Source organism: Corynebacterium hansenii, from assembly GCF_030408795.1.
GTDB lineage: Bacteria > Actinomycetota > Actinomycetes > Mycobacteriales > Mycobacteriaceae > Corynebacterium > Corynebacterium hansenii.
Genome location: NZ_CP047211.1, coordinates 616,363 through 636,532 on the forward strand (window position 1 = coordinate 616,363; position 20,170 = coordinate 636,532).

General features: G+C 71.0%; 23 protein-coding genes. 13 read left to right on the top strand and 10 right to left on the bottom strand.

From position 1 onward, the window contains the following. The first annotated feature begins 7 nt into the window (after positions 1-7). Complete coding sequence (gene secA, locus CHAN_RS02750) at positions 8-2,737, top strand: preprotein translocase subunit SecA (RefSeq protein ID WP_290291493.1); 2,730 nt, start codon at positions 8-10, stop codon at positions 2,735-2,737. Between the two features lie 9 nt (positions 2,738-2,746). Here secA and CHAN_RS02755 read toward each other — a convergent pair whose 3' ends face one another. Further along, positions 2,747-3,187, bottom strand: a complete 441-nt coding sequence (locus tag CHAN_RS02755; protein ID WP_290291495.1) for an Rv3235 family protein — start codon at positions 3,185-3,187, stop codon at positions 2,747-2,749. A gap of 111 nt (positions 3,188-3,298) precedes the next feature. Here CHAN_RS02755 and CHAN_RS02760 point away from each other — a divergent pair, with 111 nt between their 5' ends. The 4 genes from CHAN_RS02760 to CHAN_RS02775 all read left to right on the top strand — a co-directional run bounded on the left by CHAN_RS02760 (position 3,299) and on the right by CHAN_RS02775 (position 6,750). Beyond that, positions 3,299-3,709 carry an HAD family hydrolase gene (locus CHAN_RS02760; RefSeq protein WP_048743052.1) on the top strand — a complete coding sequence of 137 codons (411 nt, stop codon included), beginning with the start codon at positions 3,299-3,301 and terminating at the stop codon, positions 3,707-3,709. Continuing rightward, a complete protein-coding gene (locus tag CHAN_RS02765; protein ID WP_290291497.1) occupies positions 3,709-4,209 on the top strand; it encodes a DUF6912 family protein in 501 nt (166 codons plus the stop codon). Before CHAN_RS02760 ends, CHAN_RS02765 begins: the two co-directional genes overlap by 1 nt. A 162-nt stretch (positions 4,210-4,371) precedes the next feature. Beyond that, positions 4,372-5,358: a ferredoxin reductase gene (locus CHAN_RS02770; RefSeq protein ID WP_082144479.1), complete on the top strand. Its 987-nt coding sequence runs from the start codon at positions 4,372-4,374 to the stop codon at positions 5,356-5,358. Positions 5,359-5,385: 27 nt separating this feature from the next. Then, positions 5,386-6,750 (top strand): fatty acid desaturase family protein, encoded by a 1,365-nt coding sequence (locus CHAN_RS02775; RefSeq protein WP_290291501.1) that lies wholly within the window; start codon positions 5,386-5,388, stop codon positions 6,748-6,750. Here CHAN_RS02775 and CHAN_RS02780 read toward each other — a convergent pair. Genes CHAN_RS02780 through aroA form a run of 3 tightly spaced genes read right to left on the bottom strand, consistent with a single transcriptional unit; the run spans position 6,747 to position 10,400 of the window. Beyond that, on the bottom strand, positions 6,747-8,075 hold the full coding sequence (locus CHAN_RS02780) for a chloride channel protein (protein ID WP_290291503.1): 1,329 nt from the start codon (positions 8,073-8,075) through the stop codon (positions 6,747-6,749). The two genes, CHAN_RS02775 and CHAN_RS02780, sit on opposite strands and share 4 nt — an antisense overlap. Continuing rightward, positions 8,062-9,075 (bottom strand): ribosome small subunit-dependent GTPase A, encoded by a 1,014-nt coding sequence (gene rsgA, locus CHAN_RS02785; protein ID WP_290293274.1) that lies wholly within the window; start codon positions 9,073-9,075, stop codon positions 8,062-8,064. The genes CHAN_RS02780 and rsgA overlap by 14 nt, the downstream gene beginning before the upstream one ends. Further along, entirely contained in the window at positions 9,072-10,400 is a 1,329-nt protein-coding gene (gene aroA / locus CHAN_RS02790; RefSeq protein WP_290291505.1) for a 3-phosphoshikimate 1-carboxyvinyltransferase, read from the bottom strand. The genes rsgA and aroA overlap by 4 nt, the downstream gene beginning before the upstream one ends. A 58-nt stretch (positions 10,401-10,458) precedes the next feature. On the opposite strand from aroA, the gene CHAN_RS02795 reads away from it, so the two are divergent. Then, a complete protein-coding gene (locus CHAN_RS02795) occupies positions 10,459-11,088 on the top strand; it encodes an SOS response-associated peptidase (protein ID WP_290291507.1) in 630 nt (209 codons plus the stop codon). Here CHAN_RS02795 and ybaK read toward each other — a convergent pair. After that, entirely contained in the window at positions 11,085-11,603 is a 519-nt protein-coding gene (gene ybaK / locus CHAN_RS02800) for a Cys-tRNA(Pro) deacylase (RefSeq protein WP_290291510.1), read from the bottom strand. The genes CHAN_RS02795 and ybaK overlap by 4 nt on opposite strands. A gap of 39 nt (positions 11,604-11,642) precedes the next feature. On the opposite strand from ybaK, the gene CHAN_RS02805 reads away from it, so the two are divergent. Both CHAN_RS02805 and rsrA read left to right on the top strand, forming a co-directional pair. Continuing rightward, positions 11,643-12,278 (top strand): sigma-70 family RNA polymerase sigma factor, encoded by a 636-nt coding sequence (locus CHAN_RS02805; RefSeq protein ID WP_048743005.1) that lies wholly within the window; start codon positions 11,643-11,645, stop codon positions 12,276-12,278. Between the two features lie 4 nt (positions 12,279-12,282). Further along, positions 12,283-12,555 (top strand): mycothiol system anti-sigma-R factor, encoded by a 273-nt coding sequence (gene rsrA / locus CHAN_RS02810; protein ID WP_053088125.1) that lies wholly within the window; start codon positions 12,283-12,285, stop codon positions 12,553-12,555. A 61-nt stretch (positions 12,556-12,616) separates the two neighbouring features. On the opposite strand, the gene CHAN_RS13730 is transcribed toward rsrA, so the two are convergent. The 3 genes from CHAN_RS13730 to CHAN_RS02820 all read right to left on the bottom strand — a co-directional run bounded on the left by CHAN_RS13730 (position 12,617) and on the right by CHAN_RS02820 (position 14,424). Then, on the bottom strand, positions 12,617-12,691 hold the full coding sequence (locus CHAN_RS13730; RefSeq protein WP_377748417.1) for a 50S ribosomal protein bL37: 75 nt from the start codon (positions 12,689-12,691) through the stop codon (positions 12,617-12,619). A gap of 45 nt (positions 12,692-12,736) precedes the next feature. Continuing rightward, a complete protein-coding gene (locus tag CHAN_RS02815) occupies positions 12,737-13,003 on the bottom strand; it encodes a WhiB family transcriptional regulator (protein WP_046650008.1) in 267 nt (88 codons plus the stop codon). Between the two features lie 350 nt (positions 13,004-13,353). After that, a complete protein-coding gene (locus tag CHAN_RS02820; RefSeq protein ID WP_290291518.1) occupies positions 13,354-14,424 on the bottom strand; it encodes a diacylglycerol/lipid kinase family protein in 1,071 nt (356 codons plus the stop codon). 33 nt (positions 14,425-14,457) lie between these two features. Between CHAN_RS02820 and CHAN_RS02825 the strand changes: the two genes are divergently transcribed. Further along, entirely contained in the window at positions 14,458-14,886 is a 429-nt protein-coding gene (locus CHAN_RS02825) for a hypothetical protein (protein ID WP_241485435.1), read from the top strand. On the opposite strand, the gene CHAN_RS02830 is transcribed toward CHAN_RS02825, so the two are convergent. Both CHAN_RS02830 and CHAN_RS02835 read right to left on the bottom strand, forming a co-directional pair. Then, complete coding sequence (locus CHAN_RS02830; RefSeq protein ID WP_290291523.1) at positions 14,874-16,070, bottom strand: Rv3212 family protein; 1,197 nt, start codon at positions 16,068-16,070, stop codon at positions 14,874-14,876. The two genes, CHAN_RS02825 and CHAN_RS02830, sit on opposite strands and share 13 nt — an antisense overlap. Beyond that, on the bottom strand, positions 16,067-17,356 hold the full coding sequence (locus tag CHAN_RS02835; protein ID WP_048742998.1) for a DEAD/DEAH box helicase: 1,290 nt from the start codon (positions 17,354-17,356) through the stop codon (positions 16,067-16,069). Before CHAN_RS02835 ends, CHAN_RS02830 begins: the two co-directional genes overlap by 4 nt. A 75-nt stretch (positions 17,357-17,431) precedes the next feature. Here CHAN_RS02835 and CHAN_RS02840 point away from each other — a divergent pair, with 75 nt between their 5' ends. The 4 genes from CHAN_RS02840 to CHAN_RS02855 are packed head-to-tail and all read left to right on the top strand — an operon-like array spanning position 17,432 to position 20,117. Then, positions 17,432-17,656: a DUF3107 domain-containing protein gene (locus tag CHAN_RS02840; RefSeq protein ID WP_048743045.1), complete on the top strand. Its 225-nt coding sequence runs from the start codon at positions 17,432-17,434 to the stop codon at positions 17,654-17,656. Positions 17,657-17,687: 31 nt separating this feature from the next. Then, positions 17,688-18,542 (top strand): DUF3152 domain-containing protein, encoded by an 855-nt coding sequence (locus CHAN_RS02845; protein WP_048742995.1) that lies wholly within the window; start codon positions 17,688-17,690, stop codon positions 18,540-18,542. Beyond that, on the top strand, positions 18,493-19,287 hold the full coding sequence (locus tag CHAN_RS02850) for a HesA/MoeB/ThiF family protein (RefSeq protein WP_290291531.1): 795 nt from the start codon (positions 18,493-18,495) through the stop codon (positions 19,285-19,287). Before CHAN_RS02845 ends, CHAN_RS02850 begins: the two co-directional genes overlap by 50 nt. Continuing rightward, positions 19,284-20,117 (top strand): TIGR02569 family protein, encoded by an 834-nt coding sequence (locus CHAN_RS02855; RefSeq protein WP_048742992.1) that lies wholly within the window; start codon positions 19,284-19,286, stop codon positions 20,115-20,117. The genes CHAN_RS02850 and CHAN_RS02855 overlap by 4 nt, the downstream gene beginning before the upstream one ends. The last annotated feature ends 53 nt before the right edge of the window (positions 20,118-20,170 follow it).

A 20,170-nucleotide genomic window follows, 5' to 3' on the forward strand; every position in this document is an offset into this window, starting at 1 on the left:
ATCCGCAGTGTTTTCTTTCAGCAAGTTGCTCCGCGTCGGTGAGGGGCGCGCCGTGAAGCGCCTCAAGGGCATCGCGGACGCGGTGCTCGAGCTCGACGAAGAGTACTCGGAGCTGTCCGACGAGGAGCTGCGGCTGAAAACCGAGGAATTCAAGACCCGCCTCGAGGACGGCGAAACCCTCGACGACCTGCTGCTCGAGGCCTTCGCCACCGCCCGCGAGGCGTCGTGGCGCGTGCTCGGCCAGAAGCACTACCCGGTGCAGGTCATGGGCGGCGCGGCGCTGCACTTCGGCAACGTCGCCGAGATGAAGACCGGCGAGGGCAAGACGCTGACCTGTGTGCTCCCCGCCTACCTCAACGCCCTGGAGGGCAAGGGCGTCCACGTGGTCACGGTCAACGACTACCTCGCCAAGCGCGACGCCGAGTGGATGGGCCGCGTCCACCGCTTCCTGGGCCTGGAGACCTCCGTCATCCTGTCGGGGCTGAGCCCCGACCAGCGCCGCGAGGCCTACGCCGCGGACATCACCTACGGCACCAACAACGAGCTCGGCTTCGACTACCTGCGCGACAACATGGCGCACTCCCTCGGCGACCTGGTGCAGCGCGGCCACCACTACGCCATCGTCGACGAGGTCGACTCCATCCTCATCGACGAGGCCCGCACGCCGCTGATCATCTCCGGCCCGGCCGACGGCTCGCCGGAGTGGTACCAGGCGTTCGCGGGGATCGTGAAGGGCATGCGCCTGGACATCCACTACGAGGTCGACGTGCGCAAGCGCACCGTCGGCGTCCGCGAGGAGGGCGTCGCCTTCGTCGAGGATCAGCTGGGCATCGAGAACCTCTACGCCGCCGAGAACTCGCAGCTGGTCAGCTACCTGAACAACGCCATCAAGGCGAAGGAGCTGTTCGCCCGCGACAAGGACTACATCATCCGCAACGGCGAGGTCCTCATCGTCGACGAGTTCACCGGCCGCGTGCTGGCCGGCCGCCGCTACAACGAGGGCATGCACCAGGCCATCGAGGCGAAGGAGGGCGTGGAGATCAAGAACGAGAACCAGACCCTCGCCACGGTGACGCTGCAGAACTACTTCCGCATGTACGACAAGCTCGCCGGCATGACCGGCACCGCCGAAACCGAGGCGGCCGAGCTGCACCAGACGTACAAGCTCAACGTCATGCCCATCCCGCCGAACCGCCCCAACCAGCGCAAGGACCACCCCGACCTGGTCTACAAGACGCAGGAGGCGAAGTTCTACGCGGTCATCGAGGACATCCGCGAAAGCCACGAGAAGGGCCAGCCGGTGCTGGTCGGCACCGCGTCGGTGGAGATGTCGGAGCACCTGTCCAAGCTGCTCCAGCGCGAGGGCATCAAGCACAGCGTGCTCAACGCCAAGCACCACGAGAAGGAAGCCGAGATCGTCGCCGTCGCCGGCCGCGTCGGCGCCGTGACCGTGGCCACCAACATGGCCGGCCGAGGCACCGACATCGTGCTGGGCGGCAACCCCGACATCATCGCCGACCTCAACCTCCGCGCCCGCGGCCTGTCGCCGACGGAGACGCCGGAGGAGTACGAGGCCGCGTGGGACGACGAGATCGTCCGCGTCCGCGAGGAAGCGGAGGAGGAGGCCGAGAAGGTCCGCGAGGTCGGTGGCCTGTACGTCCTGGGCACCGAGCGCCACGAGTCCCGCCGCATCGACAACCAGCTGCGCGGCCGCACCGCCCGCCAGGGCGACCCGGGCGAGACCCGCTTCTACCTGTCCATGCGCGACGAGCTGATGGTCCGCTTCAACGGCCAGCGCATGGAAGCGCTGATGAACACGCTCAACGTGCCGGACGACGTGCCGATCGACTCGAAGGTCGTGTCCAACTCCATCAAGAGCGTGCAGACGCAGGTGGAGAGCCAGAACTTCGAGGTCCGCAAGAACGTCCTCAAGTACGACGAGGTGATGAACCAGCAGCGCAAGGTCGTCTACGCCGAGCGCCGCCGCATCCTCGAGGGCGAGGACCTGAAGGACCAGGTCCGCGACATGCAGGAGGACGTCATCTCGGCGTACGTCGCCGGCGCCACCGCCGACGGCTACGTGGAGGACTGGGACCTCGACGAGCTGTGGAACGCGCTGGAGTCGCTCTACGGCCCGACCGTCGAGTGGCGGGACCTGGTCGACGGCGACGAGTACGGCGCCCCCGGCGACCTGTCGGCCCGGGATCTCGAGGACGTGCTGCGGGAGGACATCCACGCGAGCTACTCCGAGCTGGAGGACGCCGTGGCGGCCATCGGCGGCGAGGACCAGATGCGCAACATGGAGCGCTTCACCATCCTCAACGTGATGGACCGCAAGTGGCGCGAGCACCTCTACGAGATGGACTACCTCAAGGAGGGCATCGGCCTGCGCGCCATGGCCCAGGCAGACCCGCTGGTCGAGTACCAGCGCGAGGGCTACGACATGTTCGCGGGCATGATGGAGGGCATCAAGGAGGAGTCCATCCGCCAGCTGTTCCTGGTGCGCAAGCAGGTCATGCAGGCCGAGCAGAAGGAGACGGCGGACCTCAACGACGACGGCGTCGTCGACGAGAAGGACTTCGCCCCCGAGCTGGCCAAGGCCGAGACGCAGCCGACGCAGATGACGTACTCCGGCCCGTCCGCCGACGGCACCGCCGAGCAGAAGCGCGTCGGCGGCGAGACCGGCAACCGCGCCCAGCGCCGCCGGGCCGCGCGCCGGGGCCGCCACTCCAAGTGAGCCACAGCCCTAGATGAACCGCAGCGCGGTGATCGTCCAGCCCCGGCCATCGTCGATCATCGCGCCGGCCAGGGCCCGTACGCGGCCGGCGTGCGCGTAGGACCCGACGAATTCGACGCGGGTCCCGCAGGGCCGCCCCGACGGGTGGAGGGTCCGCAACGCCGCGCCCCGCAGGCCGCCGGCGCGGAGCCGGTGGCGCAGCCCGGCGAGCACCCGCTCGTCGATGGAGGCCCGGGACAGGGCCTGCGGCCGCCGCCGCCCGGACAGCACCTCGACGATCACCGTCATCGACTGCGCCAGACTGGCGCGCGCGGCGTCGCCGCATCCCGGCATTCCCGGCCCGGACGGCCGGCCGTCGTCAAGCGCGGTTTCCGTCCCGCCGCCCGGCCGCAGGCCCCGCAGCAGCTCGAACCCGCGCACCGGCGCGAGCTCCCCGATGTCCCCCGTCATTCCCCGAAATCCCCCGATCCGTTCGCCCCGCGGCCATTGTGCCAGCGGGCCGGGGCGGCCGCGCGGCGGGGCGGTCGGCGGAACCCGGCGCGGACAACTACGCTCGTGGTCATGCGTGGTCTCATCATCGATTACTGCGGTGTCCTGGACGGCACCGACGAAGAGCGGGCGCGGTGGCGGAAGCTGATGGCCGCCGCCCGAGCCAACGGCGTCGCATTGGCGGTGCTGTCGAACGACCCGGGCGGCCCCGGGGCGGATCCGATCCGGAAGTTCGAGGAGGACGGGCTCGTCGACGCCGTCGTGCTGTCGGGTGAGGTCGGCGCCGAGAAACCCGAACCGGAGGTCTTCGACATCGTCGCGGAGCGGCTGGGGCTGCCGGCGCGCGATTGCGTGCTGGTCGACGATTCGATCGTCAACATCCACGGTGCCGTGTCGCACGGCATGGTCGGCGTGTTCTACCAGCAGTTCGACCGTGCGGTCGTGGAGATCACGGGCCTGTTCGACCTGGAGGGCGAGTTCTAGTGCGCGTGTACGTGCCGGCCACGTTCGGCATGCTCGGCGAGCTGCTTTCCGACGGCGCGGTGGTCCCGCGCCGCGGCTGGGCTTTCGCGGTGACGCCGGCCCTGCGCGACTTTTACGTGGAGGGCGACGACGAGGAGCTGGCGGACATCGCCTTCGACGAGGCCTCGCGGGCGTCGCTGCGGCTGCTGTCGGCGTACGACGGCGAGTTTCCGCACCGCCGCGTCGTGATCGCCGCCGACGTCGCCGACGATGCGGTCGAGCTCAAGCCGGACATGGGGGAGGCGGTCGTCGCGCTGTCGGGGGATCTGTCGCGCGACGACGTCGCCGCCATCCACGTCGACGTGGAGGCCGCGGAGCAGCCGGTGGAGAAGGCCATCGCCGCCGTCGACGCCGCCGACCTGGGGGACGAGGACGCCGAACTGACCGTGGGGGATTGCCTCGAGCGGCCGCTGGCCTGGTACGACGCCGCGGAGTTGCCCATGCTCGTGGATCTGCTGTAACCGGCGCCGACGGGGGTGGCCGCCCCCACCGCCGGTCGTTTCCCCGGCTTGACCGAAAAGTTACCCCGCCGTAAGCTACGCTTCCGTAATCTACGGAAAGGGGAACCGGTGAGCATTGGCAATCGCCTTCGCGGCGCGTTCCGTCACCTGTCCACGCCGCTGATGCCGGACGACTACACGCGGCTGGTCAATCCGCTGTGGTCCAAGCGCGAACTGCGCGGGCAGATCGAGCGCGTGTCGCGGCCGGCGGAGGACGTCGTCGAGCTGGTCATCAAGCCCGGCTGGGGAGTCCCGGCCGATTTCCGCGCCGGCCAGTACATCGGCGTCGGCGTGCGCGTCGACGGGCGCCTGGTGTGGCGCTCCTACTCGCTGACCAACGCGCCGCAGTCCGCCGACGGCATGCTGACCGTCACGGTGAAGGCGCAGGAGCAGGGCCGCCTGTCGCAGCACCTGGTCGCCAACGTCACCCCCGGCACCGTGGTGCGCCTGGCCGCGCCGGCCGGCGATTTCCACCTGCCGGAGCCGCCGCCGGCGAAGCTGCTGTTCATCACCGCCGGTTCCGGCATCACCCCCGTGATGTCCATGCTCCGCGACCTGGAGCGCCGCGGCGGCATCAAGGACGTCATCCATCTGCATTCGGTCCGCGACCGCGCGGGCCTGCTTTTCGACGGCGAGCTGGACCGCCTGAGCCGCGAACAGCCGGGGTACGCCCTGACCGTCCGCGAAACCGGCATCGACGGCCGCCTGTCCATCGACGAAATCAAGCGGCTCGTGCCGGACGTGGCCGACCGCGCCACCTACGCCTGCGGCCCGTCGGCCATGCTCGACGAGCTGGAGGACGGCCTGCCCGGCGTGCGCACCGAGCGCTTCACCCTCGACCGCGGCAACACCGACGCCCAGGGCGGCGTCGTCAGCTTCCCCGGCCGCGGCGAAATCGAGGTCGACGGAGCCACCACCATCCTGGAGGCCGGCGAGAAGGCCGGGATCCAGCTGCCCTACGGCTGCCGGATGGGAATCTGCGCGACCTGCGTGCAGCAGCTCGCCGACGGCACCGCGCGCGACCTGCGCACGGGCGAAACCCATGAAGCCGGCGAGCGCATCCGCGCCTGCGTCTGCGTCCCCGCCGGCGACGTCGCAATCGAACTGTAGACACACGGGAAACACGGAGACACACACATGGCAATCGCCGACATCAAGGCCTATTCGCACCTGTCCGAGGAAGACGTCGCCGAGATCGGGCGCCGCTTCGAGGCCATCGCCGCGGAGCACCGCGCCACCCTGGGGCCGAAGGACGCCCGCTACATCCGCACCCTCATCCGCGTGCAGCGCGGCCTGGAGGTCGCGGGCCGCAGCCTGCTGATGCTCCCGACCCTGGGCATGGCCCTGGACAAGGCCGGCTACAAGACCCGCAAGGGCGGCCTGCTGCCGCGCTCGCTGCGCACCCCCGCCCACAAGGGCCTGTGGTTCGCCGGCGTCGGCGCGCTGGGCCTGGCCAAGGTCCTGGAGAACCTGGAGATCGGCCACAACACCATGCACGGCCAGTGGGACTGGATGAACGATCCGGAGATCCACTCGTCGACGTGGGAGTGGGACAACTCCTGCCCGTCGTCCGGCTGGAAGCACTCGCACAATTACGTGCACCACAAGTACACCAACGTCCTGGGCATGGACAACGACGTGGGATACGGCATCCTGCGCGTCACCCGCGACAAGAAGTGGAAGCCGCTGACGCTGACGCAGCCGATCCAGAACGTCATCCTGGCGTCGCTGTTCCAGTGGGCCGTGGCGTTCTACGACGTCGAGCTGGGGGCGGTGTTCGCCGAGAAGAAGAAGTGGGAGGACGCCAAGCCCCAGCTGATGGAGGTCTTCCAGAAGTCCGGCCGCCAGCTGCTCAAGGACTACGCGCTGTTCCCGCTGCTCGCCGGCCCCCGCTGGGGCGAGGTGGCCAAGGGCAACGCCGTGGCGAACCTGATCCGCAACGTCTGGGCCTACGCCGTGATCTTCTGCGGCCACTTCCCGGATGACGCCGAGACGTTCACCAAGGACCAGTACAACAACGAGAACAAGGCGGAGTGGTACCTGCGCCAGATGCTCGGCTCCGCCAACTTCCACGGCGGGTTCATCCTGTCGGTGCTGTCCGGCAACCTGAACTACCAGATCGAGCACCACCTGTACCCGGACATGCCGTCCAACCGCCTGGCCACCATCTCGGAGCAGGTCAAGGAGATCTGCCGCGAGTACGACCTGCCGTACAACACGGGTTCCTTCCCGCGCCAGCTGATGCAGGTCCAGCGGACCATCCTGAAGCTGTCGCTGCCGGACCGTTTCCTGGTCGCCGACCCGGACAACGCGCCGGAGGTCCGCTCGGAAAAGGCGTTCGTCAAGTACCCGCAGGTGGAGGCGCAGCTCGACGCCTCGGCCAACCCGCGCCGCGGCCTGCGCACCGGCCTGCGACTGCTCAAGCAGCTGCGCCCGGGCGTCCGCGAGGTCGTCGCCGCCTACACCGGCCGCTCGACCCGCGAGGTCATGCCGGCGCGCTAGGTGCCCCGCTTCCTGCGGCTCCACGGCATCTGGATCTGCTTCGGCAGGCTCAGGGCCGACCGCAGGATCTCACCGGTCAGCGCCGCCGTGGCGCAGGCCAGGAACAGGGCCAGGTATGCCTCGGAGGACTGGCCGGTGAACTCGACGGTGACGATGAGCGCGAACAACGGCGCGGCCATAGACGTCGACAGGAACGCCGCGGCGCCCAGCAGCGCGAAGTCCGCCGGCGGCAGGCCGGGGAAGAGCGGCTGGACGACGAAGCCGACCAGGTAGCCCAGCAGCGCCCCGATGGCGAAGCCCGGGGTCAGCACGCCGCCCACGGCGCCCGAACGCAGGGTGATGAGCACCGCGATGATCTTCGCCACCACGAGCGTCAGCGCGAAGGTCCACACCGGGGTCGACTCCAGCACCGAGGTGGCGGCGAAGCGTCCGTTGCCCAGGACCTCCGGCAGGTGCAGCGACATCGCCCCGACGGTCGCGAAGGCCAGCGGCAGGGCCCACAGGATGTGCGCGCCCTTCGGGGTCGCGGCCTCGGCGCGCGACGCGGCGTACCGGAACGCCATCCCGGCGATGCCGCAGATGACGCCCAGCGCCAGGGCGACGGTGAGGTTGCCGAAGCCCTCCGACAGCGACACCGTCGAGTACAGCGGCTGGTCGCCCACGACGATGCCGGCGGTCACGGTGGCCACCGCCGAACAGGCCAGGACCACCATCACGGCGCGGACGGTGACCGTCGTCAGCAGGATCTCGAACGCGAAAACCGCTCCCGCCAGCGGAATGTGGTAGATCGCGCCGAGGCCCGCACCGGCGGCGGCCGCCACCAGAAGCCGGGTCGTGCCGCGGTCGATGCCCAGGCGGTGGGCGATCTGCGTGGACATCATCGCGCCGGCCTCGCGGGGCGCGTTTTCGCGGCCCACCGACGCGCCCGCGGCGACGGTGCCCATCTGCAGGAATACGTTGATCAGCGTCTCCAGGACGGGCATCCGCGCACCGGACATGCCCTCCTCCACCGACTGAATGGGGCGGCCGAGCCTGCGCACCGCCCACCACGCGGGCGCGGCGATGAGCCCGGCGACGGTGATGCCCAGGAAACGCTGCACGCCCGACGTGCCCTGGGTGACCACCGGGACGTCGGCCTCGTGCTGGCCGTAGACGATGCTCTCGATGCCGTGGAGCATGTAGACCAGCAGCGCCGCGAACAGGCCCGTGGCGACGCCCACGACGAACGTCCACAGGCACAGGCGCACCAGATCCGCGGCGGTGCGGCGATCGCGCCGCACCTCCTTGTCCGTGTCCTTGTCGGTGTTCCCCTCAGTCCCTGTCAATGTCGAGTTCCCAGTCCTCGTTGTCCTGGAGCGTCGTCAGCAGCCCGCGCACGGCCATGGCGCGGCGGTGGGACGCCCCCTCCAACCTGTCCAGCGCGCATTCCGGGTCCGCGGGCGGGCCCAGGTGCGTGCAGCCGCGGGGGCAGTCCTCGATGGCGGCGGCGAGATCGTCGAAGACGGCCAGCACCGTGTCCGGCGTGACGTGCGCCAGCCCGAAGGACCGGATGCCCGGGGTGTCGATCGCCCAGCCCCCGCCCGACAGCGGCAGCGCCACCGACTGCGTCGACGTGTGGCGCCCCTTGCCCACGCCGCTGACCTCCCCCGTGGCACGCCCGGCGCCCGGGACCAGGCGGTTGACCAGGGTGGACTTGCCCACGCCCGAATGGCCGATGAGGGCGGACACCTTTCCGCCGACGACGTCGAGAAGCGGCTCGATCGGGTCCTCCACCCCGCAGACGATGACCGGCACGCCCAACTCGGCGAATTCGCCGGCGAATTCCGCCGGGTCCGCGAGGTCGGACTTGGTCAGGCACAGCACCGGCGACACGCCGCCCGCGTAGGCGGCGACCAGCGCGCGCTCGACGAAACCCGTGCGCGGCGGCGGATCGGCCACGGCGCAGACGATGAGCAGCAGCTCGGCGTTGGCCACGACGATGCGCTCGAAGGGGTCGTTGTCGTCCGCCGTGCGGCGCAGGACGCTGGTGCGGTCGGCGAGCTTGACGATCCTCGCCAGCGTCCCCTCCCGCCCGGAGACGTCGCCCACCACGCCGACGCGGTCGCCGACGACGATGTTCGTGCGGCCGAGCTCGCGGGCCCGCATGCAGTTGATCGGCTCGTCCCCGCCGTCGAGCACCACGCCCCACCGCCCGCGGTCCTTGGTGACCACCAGCCCCCACTTGGCGTCGGCGTGCTTCGGCCGGTCCTTCGTCCGCGGCCTCGACCCCCGCCCCGGCCGGACGCGGACGTCGGATTCATCCCAATCGCGGCGCCGGCGGCTCAGGGCGCGTCCTCTTCCGGGGCGAGCGGGAGCCCGACCATCTCGCTCCACCGCATGTCGAAGTCCGGCATGGTCTTGCCGGTGGTGGCGATGTCCTCCACCCGCACGCCCGGCACCCGCAGGCCGATGATCGCCCCGGCGGTGGCCATGCGGTGGTCGGCGTAGGACATCCAGTCGCCGCCGTGCAGCGGGGCGGGCTCGATGCGGATGCCGTCGTCGAGCTCGGTCGCGCGGCCGCCCAACCGGTTGATCTCGGCGACCAGCGCCGCCAGGCGGTTGGTCTCGTGGCCGCGCAGGTGCGCGATGCCGGTGAGCTCCGAGGGGGTGTCCGCCAGCGCCGCCATCGCGGCGACGGTCGGGGTCAGCTCGCCGATGTCGCCCATGTCCAGGTTGATGCCGTGCAGCGACGCCGGGCCCTCGACGGTGAGGTCGTGGACGCCCGATTCGTGCGCGCCCCGGGGCTTCAGCAGCACGCGGCAGCCCATCGCCTGGAGGATCTCGCGGATCCGGTCGCCCGGCTGCACGGTGTCGGTGGGCCAGCCGGCGACGGTGACGCGGCCCCGGGTGACCGCGGCGGCGGCGAGGAACGGGGTCGCGTTGGACAGGTCGGGCTCGACGTGCCACGTGCGGCCGCGCATCTCGCCGTTGCGCACGTGGAAGGCGCCGTCGCTTTCCTCCACGGTGACGCCGGCCCGGCGCAGCATGTCGATGGTCATGTCGATGTGCGGACGCGACGGCACGTCGCCGACGGTCCGCAGCGTCAGGCCCTTCTGGTAGCGCGCGCCCGCCAGCAGCAGGCCGGAGACGAACTGCGACGACGCCGACGAGTCGATCTCGACTTCGCCGCCGATGTCGCCGACGGGGTTGACCGTGAAGGGCAGCGCATCGCCGTCGATGTCGGCGCCCAGGTCGCGCAGCGCATCGAGCACCGCGCCCATGGGCCGCACGCGGGCCTCGGGGTCGCCGTCGAAGAACACCGAACCGGTGGCGATCGCGGCGATCGGCGGCACGAAGCGCATCACCGTGCCGGCGAGCCCGCAGTCGATCGTCCCGCCCCGGAGGACGCGGGGGTTGACCTCCAGGGTGTGGTTGGGCGCGCCGGAGTACCCGGAGCCGGTGCGGATTTCCGTGCCCATCGCCTTCAGCGCCGAGATCATCAGGTCCGTGTCGCGCGAGCGCAGGGCGCCGTGGATGGTCGACGGCGTCGACGACAGCGCCGCGATGATCAGCGCGCGGTTCGTGATGGACTTGGACCCGCCGATGGAGACCGTCGCGGTCACCGGGTGGTCGGCGGCGGGGGCTGGCCAAAATTCACTGGGGGGAGTCACGCATCCATCATCCCCCAATTCGCGGCGGCGGGTCGGCAAGGGGTGCGACCATTGGGGCATGTGCGGACGATTCGTGACCTTCACCGTGGGCGATGAGCTCGTCCAATCGCTTAGCGACGTCCCCGGCCTCGCCCCGGTCGCCGTCGACGGGGAGTTGCCGGGCAAGCGCTGGAACGTCGCCCCGACCATGCCCATCACGGCGGTGGCCGGGGCCGATGACGGCGGGACCGTGGCCGCGGCGGTGCGCTGGGGCCTGGTGCCCCATTGGTCGAAGTCGATGCCGAAGACGCCCTACTTCAACGCGCGGGCGGAGACGTGGCGGGAGAAGCCGGTCTTCCGCGACGGCGAGCCCTGCGCCATCCCCATGGACGGCTGGTACGAATGGCGCGACAAGGCGCCCTTCTTCGTCGCCGCGCCGGGCGGGCGGCCGATGCTGGTGGCGGGGCTGTGGGCGCGGTGCGGGGACATCGTCAGCGCGACCATCCTGACCACGGACGCCGTCGGCGGCCTGGCGGACCTGCACCACCGGATGCCGCGCGTGCTCGCCGACGACGAGGTGGCCGGTTGGCTCGGCGGCGGGGAAGTCGGCATGACGGACCCCGCGCTGGTGGAGACGCTGACGGTGGAGCCGGCGAACCGCGCCGTGGGCAACGTCGCCAACGACGGCGAGTGGCTGCTGGAGCCCTAATCCTCGCCGATGGCCGCGAACGTCGCGCCGGTCAGCGCCGCGAGGTCGGCGGGGGAGAGCTCGATGTCCAGGCCGCGTCGGCCGCCGGAGACGAAAATCGTGTCGTGGCCGTCGGCGCTGGCGTCGACGACCGTGGGCAGCGCCCGCTTCTGGCCCAGCGGCGAGATGCCGCCGACGACGTAGCCGGAGGACCGCTGCGCGGCGGCGGGGTCGGCCAGTTCGGCCTTCGAGGCGCCGAGCGCCTTCGCGGTGGCCTTGAGGTTGAGGCGCCCCGTGACCGGCACGACGGCGACGGCCAGTCCGGTGCGCTTGCCGTGCATGTCGACGACGAGCGTCTTGAATATCCGCTCCGCCGCGACGCCCATGTGCTCGCCGAGCCAATGGGCGGCTTCCTCGCCGAAGTGGTCGTCCGAATGGGGGAATTGGTGGACGGTGTGCGGGATCCCGGCGGAGACGCAGGCGGCGATGGCGGGGGTCGCCGCGCCGTCGCCCTTCGCTTTCTTCTTCTTGGCCATGATCCGATCCTCCCACGTCGGGCGGATAGGATGGGACGCATGACAGCCGAAGCGACGGGAACCGATGGCGGGGGAACCGTGCGGACCGGGGAGACGGACGCCGAATTGGCGGAACGTTTCGAGCGCGACGCACTGCCCCTGCTCGATCAGCTCTACGGCGGTGCGCTGCGCATGACCCGCAATCCCGCCGATGCGGAGGATCTGGTGCAGGAGGCCTACATGAAGGCCTACCAGGGGTTCCGGTCGTACAAGCCGGGCACGAACCTCAAGGCCTGGATGTACCGGATCCTGACCAACGCGTACATCAACAATTACCGCAAGGCCCAGCGCCGCCCGGCGGAGTACGCGACGGACGACATCACCGATTCGCAGATCGCCGAGACCGCCTCCCACACGTCCTCCGGCCTGCGGTCCGCGGAGGTGGAGGCCATGGCTCTGCTTCCCGACGAGGAAATCCGCGCCGCGTTGATGGACCTCAACGAGGATTACCGGATGGTCGTCTACTACGCCGACGTGGAGGGGCTGCCGTACAAGGAAATCGCCGAAATCATGGAGACTCCCATCGGGACCGTGATGTCCCGGCTGCACCGTGGAAGGAAACAGCTCCGCGAGGCGTTGAAGGATGTGGCGAAGGATCGCGGGTTCATCCGTGAATCGGAACTTTCGGAAAGGTGAGTCGATGAACGACAGCGCGAAGCCCTGCGGACACCCCGGGACGTGCGCCGACGTGCGCCGGAGGCTCGATTCCCTGCTCGGCGGCGAATGCGATCCGGAGGAGACCCGGATCCTGGAGCGGCACATCCGCGAATGCCCGCGGTGCATGGAGGACGTCGGGTGCGAGCGCGCCCTGCGCCGGATCCTGCGCCGCTGCTTCTGCGAGCCCGCCCCCGTGGAACTGCGCCGGCGCATCACCACCCGCATCCGCGTGACCTACCGGACCTCCGGCGAGTGACGCGAAAACCCCGCCGCCATCGTGATGATGGGGGCGGGGTTTCGCCGTTGATCGGTGCCGATCAGCTGTTGGGGCGCTTGCCGTGATTCGACTTCTTCTTGCGACGGTCCTTGCGCTTGCGGCCACGCTTGCTCATGGTGTGCCTCCTCCGTAGGGGGTTTGATTCAACCCGATCAGTTTACTAGACGGTGGTGCGGGCGGTGCGGCGGGTGCGGCCGCGGTTGCGGCGGCGCTTGAGGGCGCGGCGCTCGTCCTCGGACATGCCGCCCCAGACGCCGGCGTCCTGGCCGGTCTCGAGGGCCCACGCGAGGCACTGCGAGGTGACGGGGCAGCGGTTGCAGACGACCTTGGCCTTCGCGATCTGGGCGAGGGCGGGGCCGGAGTTGCCGACCGGGAAGAACAGCTCGGGATCCTCTTCGCGGCAAACGGCCTTGTGACGCCAATCCATGACAAAAACTCCTTCATTCGAAACCCGGGTGGGCACGGGGCAACGCGGCGGCCGAGGCCACCTCGTGACTGAATTGCTCCCCATGCGGTGATGAACGTGCGGACTCGCGCCGGCGTGATGTCCCGTGTGCGGGAATCAGGGGGTTCACCGGTGGATCCGCGGACTGCGGGCGCGAGGCGCCCGCCGGTCACATGCGGGTGGAGGTATCTGCTCCCCCGCGGTCCTGATGAATGATGACACGTCATGCCCTGCTTGTGAAGACCTTCCGGCCAAAAAGTGCCGAACGTCACAAACAGGTGAACTGGGCGTTACATCCGCAGGTGAAGGACGCCGCCGGGCGGAATCGCCGGTTAACGCCGTCCGCCGCGGCGGGGCAGCAGCAGCGCCCGGAACTTCCGGCCGAGCATCGCCCCGAGGCGGATCCACCACGCCCTGTCGCCCACGTGCGCCCCGTATTCGCGGGTTTCCGACGGCGCGACGAACTCGACGGCGTCGCGTTCGCACGTGATCCGCAGCTCCGCGCGTTCGTCGACGTATTCGCCGTCGACCTGGAACTTCAGCGGTTCCGGCGAGGTGAGGGTGACGTCGTCGACGTCGTCGTCGCGAAGCTCCCGGTCCGCGACCCCGAGGAGCGTCCACAGCGTCCGGCCCGCACCGGCCAGGCGGAGCATGGCCACCATGCCCTTGACGCCGGAGACGGAGGTCAGGCCGTAGAAGCCGAGGCCGCCGCTGAGCTTGGTCTTCGGGTTGGTCACCACCGCCAGGTCGCCGAGGAAGGTCCAAGGGTTCGAGTTGGACACCACGGCCATGGCCAGATCCGTGCCGAGCAGCTCGCCGTCGGCGCGGGCGGTGATCCGCGGCGGGCGGGCGCGCATGCGGCCCCACGCGCCCAGTCCGGTCGGCACGTAGCGCAGCGGATTGGCGCTGACGCCGCTGGCGCGCAGGTCCTCCATGCGCGAGATGACCTCGGCGTCGAGGCCCAGGCCGGCGTTGACCGCGAACCACCGGTCGGCGGCGCGGCCGACGCTGATCGAGCGCCGCTCGCCGGAACGCAGCAGGTCGGCGAGCACGCGCGCCGCCAGCTTCGGGTCCCGCGGCAGGCCCAGCGCCCCGGCCAGGACGTTGGCGCTGCCGGAGGGGATCACCGCGAGGGCGGGCATGTCGCCGGCGGCGCGCACCGGGGGCGCGCCGAGCAGCCCGTTGATCACCTCGTTGACCGTGCCGTCGCCGCCGATGCAGACGACCAGGTCGCAATCGGCCCGCGTCAGCCCCGTGGCGATCGCCGTCGCGTGCCCCTGGTGGCGGGTGAATTCGGAGCGCAGGCGCACGCCCGGCACCGACCGCAGCTCCGCGACCACGGTCCGGGCCAGGGAGTCCGTCATCGAGGTCGAATTGGGGTTGGAGATGAGGAGGGCGCGCACGAAAACGATCGTAGCGGGCGTTATGGTGATGGCGTGAACAGCCGATTTTCCGCAGCCAATCGTCCCGCGCCCATGGCGGCGCCCCGTTCCGTCCTCATCGGGGCCTGGATCGCCGTGGCGGAATGCGCCCTCGGGTTGGGGTACGGGCTTTTCCTCCTGATCCGCGATCTCCGCGGGTACCACGACCCCGATGCGGTGATCTCCGGGTGGGGGACCGCGCTGTGGTTCTTCTTCATCTTCGGCGCGGTGCTCGCCGGCGCGGTGTTCCTGCTCCGCGGGCACCGGTGGGGGCGCGGGCCGATCGTCATGCTCAACCTGTGCCTGGCGGGCGTGGCCTTCTACATGTTCACGTCGGGCGCGGTGCCGCTGGGCCTGGTCACGGCGCTGTTCGCGCTCGGTGCCCTGGGGTGCATGTTCAACCCGAAGGCCGTCGATTGGGCGGCCAACTCCTACGGGGCCTGAGCCAGCCCCACCAGGCGGTCGCCCCGCTTTTCGACGATGACGTTCCCCGCGACCGCCGCCGTCACCGTTTCGCCGGGGGCCAGGTGCGGCCGGGCGACGGGGATGACGCCGGTGACCTCGCCCCTGGTCCAGTCCACCCGGGCCAGGCCGCCGGGCACGGGGACGATGAGTTCGCCGCCCACGGCGACGCCGGTGCCCAGGGCGTTCGGCACGACGAACGCGAGCGAGAGGTCGTCGGGGCGGAACGCCGCCAGGGCGCTGCCGGTGAACCACGTCATGTGGTGGGGGAGATCGGCGGTCTGCGCGGCGGGGGCGGGGCCGTCGCCGGCGGCGGGGGCCGGGAGCTCGCCCGGCGCCGGGCGCCACGACGGGCCGGGGCGGCCCTCCTTCGAGTAGGTGCGGACCTCGTCGCCGACGAGCACGGCCGCCGACAGCTGGCCGACGGCCACGAGCCGGGCGGGTCCGTCGAGCTCGACGTCGGAGTGGATCTTCGGTTCGCGGGACTCCTCCGGCGTGGCCTCCTGGATGACCAGGCGGTGCCCGTCCGGGCAGGCGTTGACCACGGCGAGCACGTTGCTGCGGGTCAGGGCGTCGACGATGGTGCACGCGGGGTGCGGCTGCAGGTTCGGTTCCGACGACGCCTCGACGAACCCGTACTCGACGGTGCGGACCAGATCATCCCGCCACAGTTCGACCATGCGCCCGTCGCGGATGCCGGAGCGGTCGTTCGAGCGCACCGGCTCGACCTCGTCGGTGGACATCCCCCGGCGGGTGGCGGCGTAGGAACCGTCGGCGGCGTCGAGCGAGGTGACTTCGCCGCAGCCGGCCGGGCCGCGGAAGACGGTGATCACGCGCCCGTGCGAGACCATCGCCCGGCACAGCGGGATGTCGCGGTGGTACGACCACGCCGTGTCCCCGGTCGCGGGGTCGACGGCGGTGACGCCCCGGTCATCGGCGGCGATGGCCAGCCCGTCCACGGTGAAGGGGGCGGAGGACCGCGGCGCCTCGACCGACCAGATCTCCTTCAACTTCTCCGGCGCCCGTTCGAGGGGCGCGGCGGGGGCGGAGGGCGCGGCGCCGACGACGTGCTCGACCCCGCGGGCGGGGGCCCGCCACCAGGTCCACGCGACGACGGCGACGACGGCGACGACGATGATCGCCGCCGCGATCCGGTTGCGGTTCATCGGCCGCGCCGGCGGTTCCCGCGGTCCCTGCGGTCCTTCACGGGGCGCGACCCCAGAACCGGGCGGGCCGGGCCCACCGACTCGGCGGCGTCTTCGGGGATGCCGAGGGCGTCGTAAAGCTCCGGCGAGGTGGAGAACCACTGCGGCGGCTCCGGGAAGCCCAGGCCGAGGGCGTCGTCGATCATCTTCCAGCGCGGCAGCTCGTCCCAGCCGACCAGCGTGACCGCGGTGCCGGCGTTGCCCGCGCGGCCGGTGCGGCCGATGCGGTGGACGTAGGTCATCTCGTCCTCGGGCACCTGGTGGTTGATCACGTGCGTGACGTCGTCGATGTCGATGCCGCGCGCCGCGACGTCCGTGGCCACCAGCACGTCGACGTCGCCGGAGCGGAAGGCGTTCAGCGACTTCTCGCGCGCCGGCTGGCCCATGTCGCCGTGGACGGCCGTGGCCCTGAACCCGCGCTCGCCGAGCTGCTCGGCCACCGCCGCCGTCGATCGCTTCGTGCGGGCGAAGATGATGGTGCGGCCCCGGCCCTCGGCCTGCAGGATGCGGGCGATGACGGGCAGCTTGTCCATTTGGTGCGACTGGAAGACCACCTGGCGGGTGGTGTCGTGGATGCTCGCCTCCGACTCGCCGGACTCCGCGCGGATGTGCACCGGGCGGTCCATGAACGTGCGGGCCAGGTTCAGGATCGGCCCCGGCATCGTCGCGGAGAAGAGCATGGTCTGCCTGCCCTCCGGAACCGCGCGCAGGATCTTCTCGATGTCCGGCAGGAAGCCGAGGTCGAGCATCTCGTCGGCCTCGTCGAGCACCAGCACCCGCACCGCGCCGAGGTGGAGGTCGCCGCGCTGGTGGAGGTCGATCAGGCGGCCCGGCGTGCCGACGACGACGTCGACGCCGGCCTCGAGCACGTCGATCTGCTCGTCGTACGGCCGGCCGCCGTAGATGGTGGTCACCCGCAGATCGACGGCCTTCGCGATCGATTCGAGGTCCTCGCCGACCTGGACGGCCAGCTCGCGCGTGGGCACCACCACGAGCGCGCGCGGGGTGCCGTCGGGCTCCGGCACGCGGGCGTCGTCGAAGACGCGGTCGATCAGCGGCACGCCGAAGCCGAGCGTCTTGCCCATGCCCGTGCGGGCCTGCCCGATGATGTCCGTGCCGTCGAGCGCCAGCGGCAGCGTCAGCTCCTGGATGGCGAAGGTCCGCGTGATGCCCCCTGACGCCAGGGCATCGCAGATCTCCGCCGCGACCCCCAATTCGACGAACGTCGGCGCGGGTCGGTCTGCCACCGGAATCTCCTTCGGGTCGGTGCTGGTCGGTCGTACCCGATACTAGCCGTGACGGTGCGGGTTATGATGTCCCGCATGGACATCACCATCGGATTCGTTGACAACCCCCGCGAACTGAACATCTCGGGAGCCGAGGGCGGCCGCGAACTGGCCTCCTCCATCTCGGAGCGGCTCGCGGGCGGGGAGGGCGTCCTCGAGCTCGTCGACGGCGCCGGCAAGACGTACCTCGCGCAGATCGCGAAGATCGCGTACGTGCAGGTCGGCCCGGCGGCGCCCCGCCAGGTCGGCTTCATCGCCTGATCCCGCGCGCCACGATCCGGCAGCGCCGCACATGAGCAGAGAGTCCTTCTTCGTCAGATTCGCCCGGGACTGGGGATGGCGCGCGTACGCGATCCCGGTTCTGATGGTCCTCACCGTCATCGTCGTCGTGGACGTCGTCCAGGACGTCCGCGGCGAGGAGACCGGGCCGTCGGCGCAGACGAGCGAACTGCCCCATGGCCCGGTGCCGGAGGGCGGGTACGGGAAGAACCTCGACGTCGGCCAGCTGCCGCCCGGCGGCCCGTTCACGGAGGAATCCTCCGGGGTCTTCGTGCCCGTCGACCTCGTGTCGGAGAAGGTGGGCAAGGGCGAGAAGAAGGTCCTGCGCTACGCCGTCGAAATCGAGGACACCGTCGACCCCGCCCGCTTCGGCGGCGCGGACGCGTTCGCGGGGATGATCGACGCGACGCTCGCCGACGAGCGCGGGTGGGTCCACGACGACGCCTTCGCCTTCGAGCACGTCGCCCGCGGCGATTCTCCGGACCTGGTGTTCCAGCTGGTGTCCACGAACACGGCGCATGATCGGTGCGGCTACGAGATCCCGCTGGAGACCAGCTGCTCCATCCCGGACGGCGAGAACGACCCGACGCGCGTCCTCATCAACGAGGCCCGTTGGGTCCGCGGCGCCCTTCCCTTCGAGGGCGACCTCGGCGCCTACCGCCAGTACCTGATCAACCACGAGGTCGGCCACGCCATCGGCTACGCCGCCCACGAGGCGTGCCCGTCCGACGGCGCGGTGGCGCCGATCATGATGCAGCAGACGCTGTCGCTGGACAATTCCGAACTGCACAAGCTCAATCCGAACGAGGTGTACCCCGATGACGGAGCCCGCTGCACGCCCAACCCCTGGCCCTACCCGCTCGGCTGAGGCGGCGTTCGATCCCGGGCGGTACGCCCGCCACCTGCCCATCCCCGGCTTCGGCGAGGAGGGGCAGCGCAGGCTCGCGGGCGCGAGGGTGCTCATGGTGGGCGCGGGCGGCCTGGGGTCTCCGGTCGGCTTCTACCTGGCGGCGGTGGGCGTCGGAAAGCTCACGGTCGTCGACGACGACCGCGTGGACCTGACCAACCTGCAGCGCCAGGTGATCCACCGCGAGGCGGACATCGGCCGGCCGAAGGTCGAGTCCGCGGCGGAGAAGATGGCGGCGCTCAACCCGGACATCGAGGTGTCGGCGGTCGACGCCCGGCTGACCGCGGACAACGTCGACGGCATCATCGCCGGGCATGATCTGGTCATCGACGGCACGGACAATTTCGACACCCGCTACCTCATCGCCGACGCGTGCCGGCGCCTCGGCGTCGTGGAGGTGTGGGGCAGCATCCGGCAGCTGGGCGGCCAGGTCAGCGTCTTCGGCCTGGACCTCGGCGGCGGGCGGCGCGTGTGGCTGCGCGACCTGTACCCGGAGCCGCCGGCGCCGGAGACGGTGCTCACGGCGGAGCAGACCGGCATCCTGGGCACGGTGCCCGGGACGATCGGCACGCTCATGGCCACGGAGGCGGTGAAGGTGATCACCGGCCTCGGCGAGCCCCTGTCCGGCCGCGTGCTCTTCTACGATTCGGCGGCGATGTCGTTCCGCGAGTTCCGCTTCGCCGGGGATGCGGGGGCCGTGCGATGACCGGCATGCCCCCCGCCCACGTCCCGGAGGCCTTCGGCGTCTCCGGCACCCCCGAGCCCGCCGGTCCCGCGTGGGACGACGGCTGGATCTACGGCGACACCGTCATTTCGGCGGTGGCCGACGCCTCCCGCGCCGCGTGGTCGGCGAAGGTGCTGGAGGTGCTGTCGGTCGACGGCGTCGAGGTGGCCCATCCGGTGCGCACCACCGACGGCCGCCACGTGCTGGCGGGGTGGCGCGCCCGCCAGCATCGCCCGGGCCGCCCCGAGCCGCGCGCGGACGAGACCATCGTCGCCTGCGGCCGCCTGGAGGACGCCCTGGCCGACGTCGAGCGCCCCCGGTTCCTGGCCCGCGGCGGCGGCGACGTCTTCGACGTGTGCGACCGTGCGGCGTGGGCGGACGACCCGATCGAGCAGCTCGAGGGCCTGCTCGACCCGGATGCCGTGCCCCGCGGCGATGCGGCGGAGGCCCTGGCGGCGGCCGGTGGGCTGATCGGCCTGCGCGGGCAGCTGCGCGGCGAGGGCCGGCTGGTCCACGGGGATCCGGTGGGCACGGTGCTTTACGACGGCTCGGCCCCGCCGCTGTTCGTCGACCTCGTGCCGCGCTGGCATCCCGCCGGTTGGACGCAGGCCGTCGCCGCGGTGGATTCGCTGGCCTGGGGAGGCGCCGACGAGGATTTGCTCGAGCGCTTCGACCACGTGCCCGATTGGGATGGTCTGCTGGCGCGGGCGATCTGCAACCGGCTGTTCCTCCATGCGGCGCATCCGGAGTCCCGGCCCGCCGCGTGGCGCGGCCTGGCCTGGGCGGCGGAGCTGGTGCGCGCCCGGCTCTGACCCTGGTGGGGAACGCCAGTTCGAACCGATCCGGCGCGTGTGCGATGATGCTG